Below are 13,231 nucleotides of genomic sequence, written 5' to 3'. Positions count from 1 at the left end.
ACGACCTGGTGACCAGCTTCGAGCCGACCCCCGGCGTCGAGGTGCATGCGCTGCTGCGCTCAACCCGCCTGGACCTGGCCCAACGAATTCTCGGAACCCGCATGGCCAACGTCACCTATACCGAGGATGCGTGGACTCTGATCACTGTCCGCTACCCCGATGTCGAATCGGTGCGACAGCTCCTCTATCTCGGCGACCACATCCGCATTCTGAACCCAGCTGAAGCGGTCGAACAGTTCCACGACCTCGCCGCCCAGATCATGCGAGCTCACTCGACAAACAGCTCAACTAACGTCTCCGGTTAGTACATCTCAGGCGCCTCGTTGGTCGCCTTGCCGCAGGAAGGGACGATCATCCGCGTCGGCACGCACTCGGAGCTCTTGGCGACAGTCCCGGAGTACCGAGAGCTGCTGAGCGCCTACGACGCTGAGCAGGGGGATGTCCGGCGAGTCCGTGGAGAATCCGGGAGAGTAGGTTGATCGCGACCGACGGGAAGGCTGAACGCGACAGCACTTTCGAGATGTCCACCGCCGAGGAGAAGCGCGCAGCAGAGGACCAGCGCATCGCCGAGCTTATGGGGCATGGGTCCGACGGCCGCATGTCCGCCGTCCTCACCCCATCGCCACCGGTGCCATGCTGCTGCTTGTCATGGACTGGCGACTGGGCCTCATCTGCTGGCGTCGCTGTTCTTCGTCTCACCGCTGGTGAAGTGGTTTTCGGCGGAGTCGAGCCGCACATTCCGCAAGGTCCGCAACGCCTCGGCCCAGGTCATCATCCAGTTCTCCGAGACGATGACCGGCATCGAGGCGGTCCAGGCCTACTATCGCGAGCCGCGTAATCAGGAGATCTTCACCTAGCTGGCTGACCGGTGTCGCGGCATCAGTGTCCGGGCGATGCGGCTCTTCGTGATCTTCATGCCGGGCATCACCTTGATCGGCAACATCACCGTCGGCCTCATGCTGCTCACCGGCGGCTACTCCGCCCTGCGCAGATGAACGACGGTCGGTGTCCTGACGACCTTCCTGCTGTACGCTCGTCAGTTCTTCGAGCTACACACCTTCCAGTCGGCATCCTCGTCCCTGTACATTCCCTCGGAGCGTTTGGTGCAGCGGGCTTTGGGGACGATCCCTGCCGACCGGACCGCCGTCATCATTGCCCATCGTCTGTCGACGGTGGAGATTGCCGATTGGGTGCTCGTGCTGGAACACAGCCAGATCCAGGAGAACGGATCCCCGGCCGAGCTGGAGGCCCAGGGAGGACGCTATGTCGGGCTTCACAAGCCTGGTAGGAGTCACCTGCCTGACGGCGACGTATCCGAGGCACACCCTGAATCTTGGAGGCGGGATTGAATACCGTCCTCGCCACCATCACGTGGTGCGGTAATCGCGATTCTAATGGTGGTTGTTGCTGCCACAAGTGGCAGCACTCACGGTCATGACCGGCATTTCCACCACGTCGGCAGACTTCATCTCTTTGCTGCCCCAACTCAGACACACAAGAACCCTGGCCCGGGACCCCCTCAGGCCAGAGTTTTTCAGTATGAGGTTGTGTCGATCCTCGGATCAGACACCAGTTTTCGGCAGGCCGGGTTTGCCGTTGCTGGAGCCTTTGTCAGATCCGGGGGTTCCTAGATTGACGTCGTGGCCCGGGGTGCCAGACTGGCCCGGCTTCGGGGCCGGGATCACAGCGCCACCAGGCTGATCGCCGGACGGTACTGACAGCTTGGCGGCGAAGCGCACCGTGGTGCCGGAATCCGGGAAGGTGAAGACGATGGTGGCCTCACCGCTGACCAGACCCTTGGCGGTCGGTACTTTGACGGTCACGGAGGACGAGCCGTCCTTGACCGGGGTGGTGGCGACGTCGACGGTCTTATCACCCTGAACGATCTGGGCCTTCATCGTCTTGTTGACGACGGAGTCCTTCGAGGTGAAGTCGACGGTGTCGGGGGCAACTGCCTTGTCAGCCGGCTTGCCAATGGTGAAGGTGGCATCCTTGGACATGCCCTCCTTGAGGGAGGTCGTCAGGGAGACGGCACGCTTGGCGAAGTCAGGTTTGAGGGTCTTCTGAGCCTTGATCCAGTCAACCCAGGCGGACAGGTCGATCTTTCCGGTGTCGACCGGCTTGGATCCCTTGGCGAGTTCGGTGAAGTTGTCACCACCGGCGATGAGGAAGGAACCGGAACCCACGGTGTAGGTGCCCCTGGGATCGATCGGCTTGCCGTTGATCTGGATGGAGGTGATGCGGTCGCCCTCTTTGCGTGACTCGTCGTAGGTGTAGGTGACGTTCGAGGACACCCCAAGCTGCAGGTACGGACGTGACGGGCCTTCGCCATTTTCGGTGCGCTGCCATTGCTGTTCGAGCACCTTCTTGAACTGGGCACCGGTGATCTTGGTGGTCGTCAACGTATTAGCGAAGGGGAGCACCTGGGCTGCCTGCTTATAGGTGATGTCCTTGTCGAGCAGAGACGCGCGGGTTCCACCAGGGTTCTGCAGGCCGATGAAGTTTGGGTCGTCTTTGCCCAAGGTGTCCTTGAACATGTCGGCGACCATATTGGTCATCGTCGATTCACGGTCGCGGACCTCGGCGCCGAACTTCTGATCGGACTCGTTCGACGGCGTGGTGATCGGTGCGGTTTCATGCCCAATGACGGTAGTGCCAACCTTGTCCGACTTGGCCTTGGCATCGTCGTAGATCGAAGAGATCTTGGCGACCGTTGGGTTGTCAGCCGGGGTTGTGGCCGGGTCAATGATTGAGGCGTCGGTAGAGCACAGTTTCTTCTGCTGTGAATCCCACGCCACGTTCACCTTGGCCAGGTGCTGACCGTAGGAGCCGGCCTGCAGGAGTGGGGCACCGGCCTTGTCCTTCCAGGAGTACACCTGGTGGGTGTGGCCGTTGAAAACAAGGTCAACGTCGCTGGACGTGTCGGCATAGATTGGCGCGAAGTTGCCGCCCTGGCTGGCAGCATCACCGGATCCGTCGGCGGCACCCTCGTGATATTCGGCAATGACGACGTCAGCGAGCCCCTCACTCTTGAGGCGCTTGGCCTCAGCATTCACGGCCTTGACCGGATCACCAATGGTGAGGTTGGAGATACCGGCGGGGGAGACCAGGGATGGCAGGTCGTGGGTGACAGCACCGACGACGCCAATGCGCACCCCGTCTTTGACGATGATCGTCGACGCCTTGAGGGGAGCAGGCACCTTCGTGGTGCCTTTGGCATAGACGTTGGCGCCGAGGTAGGGGCTGTTGATGTGCGGCACGATGCGCCCGGCCAGGTCCTGCCAGCCCTTGTCGAACTCGTGGTTGCCGACGCCATTGGCCTCGACACCAGCTGCGTTGAGCATGTCAATGGTGGGTTCGTCGTTGAGGGAGCCAGACTCGAAGGTCGAGCCGCCGACATTGTCGCCCGCATTGAGCAGCAGGACCTTGTCGTTTCCGTTGGCGTTGCGGGCCTCGACGACCGGAGTGAAGAGGTTGGCCCCGGTAGCGATACGGCCGTGGAAGTCGTTGAAATTGAAGACGTCGATGTTTTTGTCGCCATTGCACGACGCGGCCCGGGTGCCACTCGTGCTCGGTGCTGCGAAAGCCGGGTTAGTAACGAAGCTGCCCGCGGCTATGCACAGCACCGATAGGCCGGCAATGCGGGCCTTACGTCGGTGATTCATGGTTCTCCCTGGATTCGTCCGGATGGTGTGTGCTCCAAGGCATACACAGCTAGCTTCGCCTATTCTCGGCCATCCTGGCAATGGCTTTGACGAACTTCACCACCAGGAATTCACCTCGTCGATACCTTGACGTGAAAGCGGTCAAGGATGAGGCACATGTGCTTGCGCGTGGGTACTAGCAGCGACGCCGCTCGTCAGGGCGCACTGGCCGATCACGTCCGGAATACGGCAGACGCCGTGACGAATTCGTCACGGCGTCGCTTAAGGTTTTGAGATCAAACTCGCGGAATCCCCTCGGCGGGAACACCTTCAGGTAGCTCACCGTCATAGCCCGGCGGCACATAGGCGCAGGAGGGATCAGAGGCGAGGTAATCCCCGGTCATGGCATAGGCGGTTGAGCGGGATCCACCGCAGAAGTGGTTGAAGTTGCACGCCCCGCACTTACCGGAGAATCCCTTTGGATCGCGCAGCTTCTGGAAAACCGGCGATTCGCGGTAGATCTCGGGGAAGGGCTTTTCCTTGATCGATCCACAGTGGATCGGCAGGAATCCCGATGGGTAGACATCTCCGGTGTGGTCGATGAACGCGAATCCAGACCCAGAGTTGATCGCCAGCGGGGTGCGCGGCGGGCGCGGTTGTTCAATATGTTCGCCCAGCAGCTCGTTGGTCTGGCGGGTTAGCCACTCGTAGAGCTCGCCGTGGCGAACAGGTCGCTCCTTGCCCTGACGGACGGCTTCGCGCTGGAAAGCGATGCGTCGGTATTGGGGGGCCTCGGTGGTCTTGATGGCAATGCGTGTGGAGTTGTCGTGCAGCCAGTACAGGACATCCTCGCGCTCCAGGGGCGAGAGCATGTCGAGCTGGGCGCCACGACCAGTCGGTACCAACATGAACGTGTAGAACGTCGCCGCGCCGAGGTCGATGGCGTTTTTGAGCATCTGGGGGGCCTCGTGGATGTTCTTAGCCGTGAACACCGTATTGAGTTGGAACTTCATCCCAATCTCGCGAAGCATGTGGCAGGCCTCGACGGTGCGGTCGAAGGTGCCAGGGAAACCTCGGAAGGCGTCGTGGGTCGCGGCTGAGCCACCATCCAAGGACATCGACATCATCGACACCCCGGCTTCCCGCACCGCCTGGACTCGGTCACGGGTAAATAGTGGGGTCACCGATGGCGAGATTGACACGTGCAGGCCCTTGCTGACGCCGTATTCGATGAGATCGACGAGGTCGGGGCGTTCAAAGCAGTCGCCGCCGGTGAGGATGAGCATCGGGTAGGGGCGCTCGTAGCTGGTGAGCTGATCGATGAGCTCATGACCCTGGGCATTCGTGAGTTGGCCAGGAGCAGCATGATGCTGGGCCTCTGCGCGGCAGTGCTGGCAGACCAAGGCGCAGGCGCGGGTTACTTCCCAGATGACGATGAAAGGTTTGTCGTTGAGGTCATGCTTGATCTCGCGGACGAGCGGGCTATGACCTGGATGACCTCCCGGATGGCCGCCGGGGTGTCCTGCGGGCATACTGCCGGGACGGGTCAGGTGGCCAGGGTGCTCAGTGATAGTCACTAATTCTCCTCCTCCGAGGTGATGTGGTGTGCAAGACGGTGTCCGGCAACGATTGCAGTGCCGACTCCGGCGCCGTCGATACCGGCCCCTCCGACATGGAGGCCGGTGCCGTCAAGGGTCGCGGCGAGTTGGGCCATGCGCTCCCGGTGGCCGGGAGCCGGTTGGGGCATGGCACCGCGGTGACGTTCAATGATCGGATCGCGGGGGTCAAGTGCCAATCCGAGGCGTCTCAGTTCTGCCACGGTTATGGCGACGAGGTCGTCGTCAGATAGATCGTCGATGGGGGTTCCGCCCTGCCGACCGACGGTGATCCGGAACGTGGGTTCGGCAAGGTGCCACTTCGTTGAAAGGTTGGTCACCTGACGCACCAGAGGAGACCACGCGGAACCGATGAACCACGTTTGGGCCGTGGCGATCGGGTGGCCAGTGAGGTCAGCTCGCATAACCAGGGTGGCAACCGTAGTGCTTTCACACTGCGACAGCAGCTCGGCAGCCGGTGGGCATGCGGTGGCGAGCAGAGCTGCCGCAACCCTGGCGGGGGTGGCGATGATGACGTCATCAACAGCAACTGATCCGACGCCACGCGGGCCGGTGGCATCGACTATCCACTCGTGGCCAACCTGACGGATCCCCGTGGCACGGGTATTCGTATGAACGGTGAGCCCTTCGGCTAGTGCCTCCGGCAAAGTCACTAGGCCGTGCTCCCAAGTGGCCGTGGCAGGGGTGCGCGGGCCAGAACGCTGTGAATGGTGGCGAAGCCGTGTCCACCATCCGCCGGCGTTGTGCCTGAGAGTCCTGGCGACGATGGAGTCGCCCTTCCTGACGGTCTGTCCTAAAGCGGGGGCGGCAACGGCCAGCGAGAACGTGTCGAGGTCAGCGGCATGAATGCCACCCAGCAGGGGGTCGACGACGGCTCGGCTCACCTCGTCACCGAACCTCTCGGCGATGAACTGGCCGACGCTGATGTCGTCAGGGTGCGGGCGAGCGCTGAAGGGTTCGAGCGCGGCGCGCAACAGTCCGGCAGGGGACAGGATGCGCGAGGAAATAGTGGGGAGAAACTTCGTGGGTCCTACGGGTGTCACCCCGTCCGGCATCTCGACGATCCCGCGCCGGCTCGACAATAAGGTGCGCCCCGGAGCAGGGTGCCGCATGGAGTCTGCCAACCCCAGCTCCGCAACGAGCGCGGCTACGCCTGGGGCGCGAAGAGGCACGGCCTCAGCTCCCATATCGACCACATCGGAACCAAGACGACGGGACCTGACCTGGCCGCCGACACCCTGCCCTGCTTCGAGGACGACGGGCCGACAGCCGTGGCTTTGCAGGTGGTGCGCGGCTGCCAGGCCCGTCATCCCGGCGCCGATGACCGCCACTGTTTTGCTCACCGTTTGAGGGTACGCATGTTGTTGCACCAATCGAAGTCCGGGGTAGGAACCACACGGGCAACTTACGGAACGGTAACCTCATCGTTGGTGACTTTTTACGGAACGGTAGGTTTCGCTTGGAACTGGACTTGTCGGCGTCCAGAATTGAGCTACGGAACACTTAACCAGGAGGAAGATGTGACCGAGACCATTTGTGCCGACGAAGGCAGTGCGGATCCGTTCGTCCTTCCGGCGCGGCAACACCCCGTTAATCGTCCTGATCCTGCAATGGTGCGGATCCTCGACGAGCAGGGACACCTCACCACACACCCCGATTTTCCTGTTGACTTGAGCGACGACGACCTCGTCAAGGCCCTCGAAATGATGGTCATGACGCGACGCCTCGACGTCGAGGCCACCGCTCTGCAGCGTCACGGCGAATTGGGTCTGTGGCCGCCGCTGCTGGGCCAGGAGGCCACCCAGGCTGGCGCTTGGTTAGCCCTGGGAGAACAAGACCAGGTGTTTCCCACCTACCGGGAGCAGGGCTTAGCCCACGCCATGGGCGTCAGTCTGGCTGACATCCTTGGGGCTTGGGATGGCACCGCCCATTGTGGCTGGGACACCGTCGCCACTCGCTTCAGCGCTTATCCGGTGATGATCGGGTCGGGAACCTTGCACGCCGTCGGCTACGCCATGGGTGTCCAGCGTGACGTTGAGGCTGGCGGTGATCCGGCTGCCGTGCTGAATTTCCACGGTGATGGCGCGATGAGCGAGGGAGACACGAACGAGGCCTATGTTTTCGCAGCCTCAATGAACGCCCCCGTGGTATTCGTATGCGTCAACAACCAATGGGCGATTTCAGAGCCGACCACGGTGCAGTCGCCCTCATCCCTGTTCCGCCGCGCCACCGGGTTTGGCATCCCTGCGGTGCAAGTCGACGGTAACGACGTCATCGCCATGGTGGCCGTGCTGCGATCGGCCCTCAAATATGCCCGTAGCGGAAAGGGGCCGGTGTTCGTTGAGGCGTGGACCTACCGCATGGGCGCACACACCACCACCGACGACCCCACCCGCTACCGCACCGCAGAGGAGGAGTCGACTTGGGGTAAGACCGACCCCATCGTCCGATTGCGTACCTATCTGCAAGACCGCGGAGTCATCAACCAGGCGTGGCTTGACGGCCTCACTGAGCGTGAGGAGGCCTTCGGCGCTGAGGTTCGCGCTGCTGTTCACGACAATGCCACGCCCGTGATGGCTGACCTCATGTCGGACGTGTACGCCGAGCCGACCCCCGACGTCTTGGCTGACGCTGAGGAAATCGCGTCGTGGGAGGATAAGTGATGAGCGAGAAACTAGTGCACAGCGCGCGTCCGCAGGGGGAGACCACCCTTGCCAAGGCCTTGAACGCTGGCTTATCTGACGCGCTGGCAGCCGACGATCACGTCGTCCTCATGGGGGAGGACGTCGGCACCCTTGGTGGTGTCTTCCGCATCACGGACGGCCTCAAAGCCCAGTTTGGGGGCCGTCGAGTCATCGATTCGCCACTGGCAGAATCGGGCATCGTCGGAACAGCAATCGGCATGGCCATGCGCGGGTATCGCCCGTGTGTAGAAATCCAGTTTGACGGCTTTAGCGCCCCAGCCTTCGACCAGATCGTCTCCCAGCTGGCCCGGTACCGGGCTCGCGTCGGTGGCCGGTGGTCCCTGCCGGTGACGATCCGCATCCCCTTCGGTGGCGGCGTTGGCTCGCCAGAGCACCACTCCGAGTCGCCGGAAGGGTTCTACGCGAACACGCCGGGCCTCAAGGTGGTCACCTGCTCCAACCCTGACGATGCTTACTGGATGCTGCGTCAGTCCATCGACAGCCCCGACCCGGTGATCTTCTTTGAGCCGAAACGTCGGTACTACACCCGTGGCCAAGTTGCGCAGACACCGACGCTGGGGTTGCACCAGGCCCGAATCGCGCGCTCCGGCGAGGAGGCCACCCTGATCTGCTACGGTCCAATGGTCGATACTTGCTTGGAGGCGGCGAAGGAGGCGTCCGGGGAAGGGCGGAAACTCGAGGTCATCGACTTGCGTAGCCTCTCCCCGCTCGACATGGCGACCGTCTACGAATCGGTGCGTCGTACGACAAGGGCAATCATCGTCCAGGAGGCGCCGCGCACCCAGGGCATTGGCGCGGAGATCGCGGCCCGGCTGGGTGAGGAACTGTATTACGTTATGGAGGCTCCGGTGCTGCGAGTCACTGGCTGGTCGACCCCCTACCCGCCCGCCAAGGCCGAAGGAGAGCACATCCCGGACGTCGACCGCATCCGCGACGCCGTAGACCGCTCCCTGGCCTTCTGATCCTGAGAGGCATTCACATGAAGAACTACTGCATGCCCGACCCGGGCGAAGGGCTTACCGAAGGAGAAGTTGTCTCTTGGCGAGTGTCCCCTGGCGACACCGTCAAGATTAACGATGTGCTGTGCGAGGTCGAGACCGCTAAATCGATCGTCGAGCTTCCCAGCCCGTTCGCCGGAACCGTCGCAAAACTGTGTGCTGAGCCTGGTGAGACGGTGGCCGTTGGGGCGCCCTTGGCGACGATTGATGACGGTTCGGAGGACGAGCCGGAGTTCCTCGTTGGCCACGTTACAGCGGAGCCCGGGCGTCGACGTCGGCGCCGCAGGGGTGCCGCGGTGTCGGCTGAGCGGGCGCGCGAGGAGGATGCAGACACTCATCCTGAGCAACCGGAACCTCGACACGACGCCGAGGCGAAACCGGAGCAGCGCCCGACCGAGCCGGCTTCTCGTCAAGACCCACCGCGAATGGACCGCACCGAGCACGTCCTTGCTAAGCCGCCGGCCCGACGATTGGCAGCGGACCTCGGCGTCGAGCTGTCTGAGGTGACCGGCACCGGCCCACAGGGTGCAGTGACCAGGAGCGACGTCAAAGCGGCTGCTCATCGTGGTGCTCCTGCAGCGGTGGATACCGGTGCTTCTACTGGCGACGCCGAGCTGGCGAGCCTGTCGGTGATGTCCCGGCGTCTCCTCGGTGGCGCCCCGACTGAGCCCGACGGTCACACCCGCAAGGTGCCAGTGCGTGGGGTGCGCAAGGTCACAGCGAAGGCCGTGAAGGATTCCTTGGATACTAAGGCCCTCGTGACGGCCTTCCTCACCTGCGACGTCACCCCGACGGTGGAGCTAGTTGATCGGCTGCGTGCCGATCGTCGTTTCAAAGGCCTGCGTGTCTCCCCGCTGACGGTGTGGTGCAAGGCGGTGTGCCTGGCAATGGGGCGCACACCCGTCATTAACGCCGCATGGGATGACGTCGCTGAGGAAATCATCTTCCGCGACCACATCAATCTCGGCATTGCCGCTGCCACGCCGCGCGGCCTCATGGTGCCGGTAGTGCGCGGTGCCCAGGACATGACGATGCTTGAATTGGCGACGGAGATCACTCGGGTGGTCGCGATCGCTAAGGAGGACAACCTGCAACCGTCTGACTATGCCGACGGTACCTTCTCGATTACGAACGTCGGGGTGTTCGGGCTCGATGCTGGCACTCCCGTGGTCAACCGGACAGAGTCAGCGATCCTCGTGCTCGGTGCGCTCGCTCGGCGGCCATGGGTCGTCGGGACTGGTGATGACGAGCGTGTTGTGCCCAGGTGGGTGACGACGATGAGCCTCGGGTTCGACCATCGTCTTATCGACGGTGAGCAGGGGTCGACATTCCTCCACGACGTTGCGGAGATCCTCTCGGACCCGGCATCAGCGATGCTGTACTGACTAGGTTCTAAGGGGAACCGGGAAGCTTATGATTGACAGTTCGGCTGGAGCCCAGGTGAAATCGGGTTACGCTATGGTTCGATGAATGATCGAACTTGAGCACGTATCACACCGGTACCGCCACCGGCATAGCCTGGTTGATATTTCCTGTGAGTTTGGCTCTGGTTTGTGGGGACTGCTCGGTCCAAATGGGGCCGGAAAATCGACACTTCTCAGTATCCTCGCGACACTGCGTGAACCGGACTCCGGCCACTTTCGGCTCAATGGTGTCGATGTCAGCGATGACGTCGACACCATCCGTGGTTTGGTTGGATTCCTGCCCCAGCGGTTTTCCCTCCCGTCGCACTTCCGCATCCGCAGAGTCGTGGAATACGCGGCCTGGGCGCGAGGGGTTGAACCGGGCGAATGCCGTGCGAGGGCACGCGCAGCCCTCGATCGTGTGGGGCTTCTCGACCGCGTCGATGAGCGTGTTCAGTCCCTGTCGGGTGGAGTGCGTCAACGACTGGGAATCGCGTGTGCGATTGTCGGCGATCCGGCTGTACTACTGCTTGATGAGCCGACGGTAGGCCTTGACCCGGCATCAAGGATCGGGGTGCGATCCCTCTTCGGTGAGCTCGCCGAGGATCGGACGGTCATTGTTTCGACCCACCTACTTGAGGATCTCCAGGGCTTCGTGTCGCAACTCGTCGTTCTGTCCGAGGGAAAGTTGATCTTCGAGGGCTCGTACTCCGAACTGGAATCTGTTGGCCGAGGGCATCCAGTCCGTAACGCCAACGATGCTGAGGCTGGATACCTCACTTCTCGGGGGTGCAGCGTGATGCCTACTTCGCTTCAGGGTATACATCCGCTGCGCGGTCTTCACCGCATGGCATTCCCCTTCACGTCATTGAACATGGTTCTTGTGACGGTCAGTGGAGCCATGTGCAGCTTCATTGCGCTGCGAGACCGATGGGCCTGGGGGCGTGGCAAGTGCAGGATGTCGTCGTCACGCTCCGGGAATCCAGTACGCTGTGGGCCATCGTGGCTGGCCTCATGGGGGCGGGCCTGGCGGCGCGCACGGCACCTTCGGACATGGTTGTGGGCGCTGCTCCGGCGCGGTCCATTCTTGGCATCCACTGGCACTGGTTCTGGCGGCAGACGGCTGCCCTCCTCATCGGGACGGTCATCGTGGCGGCGCCGCTGGTCGTTAAGACGTGGCTCAATGCGACTCCGACCGTCGCTGAAGCCTCTGACTTAATCGTCGTCCTGCTGTCATTCGCGGCTTTGGTGGCCGTTGCTCACCTCGTGGCCGCAATGGTGTCCCACCCCATCGTGTGGCTGGTGGCACCTGTTGTGTGCATCGTCCTGGTCGAAATGCCGATCGTCGTCAACGGAAATCTCCTTGCCAAGGGTCATGGCTCGGTGGCCTTTGCATGGTCTTTGGGGATGTCGGAACCGAGTGGCACCCACACCGTTACGGTCGCGGCCGTGGTCATGCGTGCCATTTTCTTCTGCGTCGTCACCTTGTCTTGCCTCCTCACCGCCAGTCGTTGGTCCAAGGTCCGTGCCGACTGGTTCTGCTGGCGTCGGGTGGCACCCTGTGCGGCCTTGATCGCCCCGCCGCTCATCATTGCTGTCGTGGGCGTCGTCTTGCCAGTGCCGTTGTTTCGTGATGCGCCGCTAGCCTTTGAGTGCTCGTCGCACGAAGGTGTACGGGTATGCGTCACGCCACCACATCGCAGTCTCGCGTCGTCCTACGCGAAACCCGCTCAGCGCGTCTTATCCGTTCTGCCGCGAACGGTGGTTTCCCGTGACGTCCTGCTTGCTGAGTCTGGGTACCAAGCACACCCGGGGCAACTTGTGATTGATCTCGGTCGACCGACCTCATATGGCCCTCAGCAATTGTCGGATCTGACGGGTGAGGGCCTGGCCCAATCATTTTCAGGCCGAGACGCATGTACTTTTATGAGTCAGACCGGAGGCGGAGAGCTGACATCTCAGCAGACTGAGGCCCTCAACGGTGTCAATTCCGTGGAACGCACCATTCTTCGGCTGGCTGGATTCCAGCATGATGATGTGACGAGTTCGGAACGAAATAGTCTTGACGGCATGGATATAACCGCATTCCGTCATTGGTACGCGAAGCATTATCGCGCGGTGAGTACGTGTTCATTGACCCCTAGTGATCTTCACCGATGATGGGTACAGTGACTTTCCTGAAGGGGCGCGATGCTATTGCCCTTGTCATTGCGCCGCTTGTGGCCTTGCTCGTGGCCTTCTTCCTGTGGAAGGCGAGTCTGTCGGTGGCGCCCGGAGACGTGTGGGATCGCCCTGCGACTGGTCCTGAGCTGATCACTCTGGTGGGTTGTGCCATCACCATGTGGTGCATTTCATCGGCCATGGGTTGGGTCGAGAGGACATCGGTTCGGTCCCTCCCGGTTGGATATGCGTGGATGGGGCTGTGGATATGCGGCTGCGCAGCTGGCCTTGCATTGCTCATGGGATGGGTCCTGAGATCGTTGCCCGTCGAGTTGATACCTGATGGTGATTCCGTCCTGGTACCGGGAATTCCCGCACGGTTTCAGCTGCCGTGGTCGCCATTCATAGGGTTCTCGGTGACTTGCGTGCTGTGTACCGGGATCGCATTGTTCGTCACGGGAATGGTGTCGCGGCGAGTCGGACCATTGTGCGGTCCCCTGATCTACCTGGTTGTGGTCGTCGCGCAGTCAAACACCCTCCTGCGATTCCTCCCGGGCGGCTATCCAGGAAAAACGGCCGCCGTCGAGGGGAGTGCGCCGACGGTGTCTACCGTGGCCATGGTGTGTGCCGTCGCCTGCGCCCTCCTAGGAGTTGCCGGATACGCATGGGGGCTAGGCGGGGTGCGATCCCTGCGTCGCTGAATCC

12 protein-coding genes and 1 pseudogene are annotated in these 13,231 nt (G+C 62.2%); 9 read left to right on the top strand and 4 right to left on the bottom strand.

What is annotated here, in order from left to right:
- Positions 1-8: 8 nt before the first annotated feature.
- Positions 9-305 carry a WCX domain-containing protein gene (locus A5483_RS12755; RefSeq protein WP_002514528.1) on the top strand — a complete coding sequence of 99 codons (297 nt, stop codon included), beginning with the start codon at positions 9-11 and terminating at the stop codon, positions 303-305.
- A 46-nt stretch (positions 306-351) separates the two neighbouring features.
- Here A5483_RS12755 and A5483_RS12645 read toward each other — a convergent pair whose 3' ends face one another.
- Positions 352-600, bottom strand: coding sequence for a hypothetical protein (locus tag A5483_RS12645; RefSeq protein ID WP_002524180.1), 249 nt, complete (start codon positions 598-600; stop codon positions 352-354).
- On the opposite strand from A5483_RS12645, the gene A5483_RS09935 reads away from it, so the two are divergent.
- Both A5483_RS09935 and A5483_RS09930 read left to right on the top strand, forming a co-directional pair.
- Entirely contained in the window at positions 582-857 is a 276-nt protein-coding gene (locus A5483_RS09935) for a 6TM ABC transporter family protein (RefSeq protein ID WP_002550327.1), read from the top strand. The two genes, A5483_RS12645 and A5483_RS09935, sit on opposite strands and share 19 nt — an antisense overlap.
- Before the next feature lie 243 nt (positions 858-1,100).
- Positions 1,101-1,349, top strand: coding sequence for an ABC transporter ATP-binding protein (locus A5483_RS09930; protein ID WP_042843246.1), 249 nt, complete (start codon positions 1,101-1,103; stop codon positions 1,347-1,349).
- Positions 1,350-1,562: 213 nt separating this feature from the next.
- On the opposite strand, the gene A5483_RS12640 is transcribed toward A5483_RS09930, so the two are convergent.
- The 3 genes from A5483_RS12640 to hemG all read right to left on the bottom strand — a co-directional run bounded on the left by A5483_RS12640 (position 1,563) and on the right by hemG (position 6,570).
- On the bottom strand, positions 1,563-3,665 hold the full coding sequence (locus A5483_RS12640) for a bifunctional metallophosphatase/5'-nucleotidase (protein WP_334339180.1): 2,103 nt from the start codon (positions 3,663-3,665) through the stop codon (positions 1,563-1,565).
- 275 nt (positions 3,666-3,940) lie between these two features.
- Positions 3,941-5,221 (bottom strand): TIGR04053 family radical SAM/SPASM domain-containing protein, encoded by a 1,281-nt coding sequence (locus tag A5483_RS09910; RefSeq protein ID WP_002550258.1) that lies wholly within the window; start codon positions 5,219-5,221, stop codon positions 3,941-3,943.
- Complete coding sequence (gene hemG / locus A5483_RS09905) at positions 5,221-6,570, bottom strand: protoporphyrinogen oxidase (protein WP_063811749.1); 1,350 nt, start codon at positions 6,568-6,570, stop codon at positions 5,221-5,223. The genes A5483_RS09910 and hemG overlap by 1 nt, the downstream gene beginning before the upstream one ends.
- Positions 6,571-6,870: 300 nt before the next feature.
- On the opposite strand from hemG, the gene pdhA reads away from it, so the two are divergent.
- From pdhA to A5483_RS09875, 6 genes and pseudogenes are all read left to right on the top strand, one after another.
- Positions 6,871-7,923, top strand: coding sequence for a pyruvate dehydrogenase (acetyl-transferring) E1 component subunit alpha (gene pdhA / locus A5483_RS09900; RefSeq protein ID WP_063811748.1), 1,053 nt, complete (start codon positions 6,871-6,873; stop codon positions 7,921-7,923).
- Positions 7,923-8,927 (top strand): alpha-ketoacid dehydrogenase subunit beta, encoded by a 1,005-nt coding sequence (locus tag A5483_RS09895; protein ID WP_002550249.1) that lies wholly within the window; start codon positions 7,923-7,925, stop codon positions 8,925-8,927. The genes pdhA and A5483_RS09895 overlap by 1 nt, the downstream gene beginning before the upstream one ends.
- A gap of 32 nt (positions 8,928-8,959) precedes the next feature.
- Positions 8,960-10,348 carry a dihydrolipoamide acetyltransferase family protein gene (locus A5483_RS09890; RefSeq protein WP_176607928.1) on the top strand — a complete coding sequence of 463 codons (1,389 nt, stop codon included), beginning with the start codon at positions 8,960-8,962 and terminating at the stop codon, positions 10,346-10,348.
- Between the two features lie 85 nt (positions 10,349-10,433).
- Positions 10,434-11,156: pseudogene (locus A5483_RS09885) on the top strand (ABC transporter ATP-binding protein); the annotation flags it as partial.
- A 140-nt stretch (positions 11,157-11,296) separates the two neighbouring features.
- The gene (locus tag A5483_RS09880; RefSeq protein WP_063811728.1) at positions 11,297-12,526 is read left to right on the top strand and encodes a hypothetical protein; all 1,230 of its coding nucleotides are present in this window, start codon (positions 11,297-11,299) and stop codon (positions 12,524-12,526) included.
- The gene (locus A5483_RS09875) at positions 12,523-13,227 is read left to right on the top strand and encodes a hypothetical protein (RefSeq protein ID WP_063811727.1); all 705 of its coding nucleotides are present in this window, start codon (positions 12,523-12,525) and stop codon (positions 13,225-13,227) included. The genes A5483_RS09880 and A5483_RS09875 overlap by 4 nt, the downstream gene beginning before the upstream one ends.
- Positions 13,228-13,231: the final 4 nt, after the last annotated feature.

It is taken from the genome of Cutibacterium namnetense, from assembly GCF_001642025.1.
In the GTDB taxonomy this organism is placed as follows: domain Bacteria; phylum Actinomycetota; class Actinomycetes; order Propionibacteriales; family Propionibacteriaceae; genus Cutibacterium; species Cutibacterium namnetense.
Note: the sequence above shows the minus strand (reverse complement) of the source record. Positions and strands in the feature narration are given on the sequence as shown.

What these genes read in the sequence shown, in the direction of transcription:
- A5483_RS12640 (WP_334339180.1), bottom strand. Translation starts at nt 3,665, where the DNA reads ATGAATCACCGACGTAAGGCCCGCATTGCCGGCCTATCGGTGCTGTGC.
- A5483_RS12645 (WP_002524180.1), bottom strand. Translation starts at nt 600, where the DNA reads ATGCGGCCGTCGGACCCATGCCCCATAAGCTCGGCGATGCGCTGGTCC.
- pdhA (WP_063811748.1), top strand. Translation starts at nt 6,871, where the DNA reads ATGGTGCGGATCCTCGACGAGCAGGGACACCTCACCACACACCCCGAT.
- A5483_RS09890 (WP_176607928.1), top strand. Translation starts at nt 8,960, where the DNA reads ATGCCCGACCCGGGCGAAGGGCTTACCGAAGGAGAAGTTGTCTCTTGG.
- A5483_RS09875 (WP_063811727.1), top strand. Translation starts at nt 12,523, where the DNA reads ATGATGGGTACAGTGACTTTCCTGAAGGGGCGCGATGCTATTGCCCTT.
- hemG (WP_063811749.1), bottom strand. Translation starts at nt 6,570, where the DNA reads ATGACGGGCCTGGCAGCCGCGCACCACCTGCAAAGCCACGGCTGTCGG.
- A5483_RS09935 (WP_002550327.1), top strand. Translation starts at nt 582, where the DNA reads ATGGGTCCGACGGCCGCATGTCCGCCGTCCTCACCCCATCGCCACCGG.
- A5483_RS09880 (WP_063811728.1), top strand. Translation starts at nt 11,297, where the DNA reads ATGGGCCTGGGGGCGTGGCAAGTGCAGGATGTCGTCGTCACGCTCCGG.
- A5483_RS09895 (WP_002550249.1), top strand. Translation starts at nt 7,923, where the DNA reads ATGAGCGAGAAACTAGTGCACAGCGCGCGTCCGCAGGGGGAGACCACC.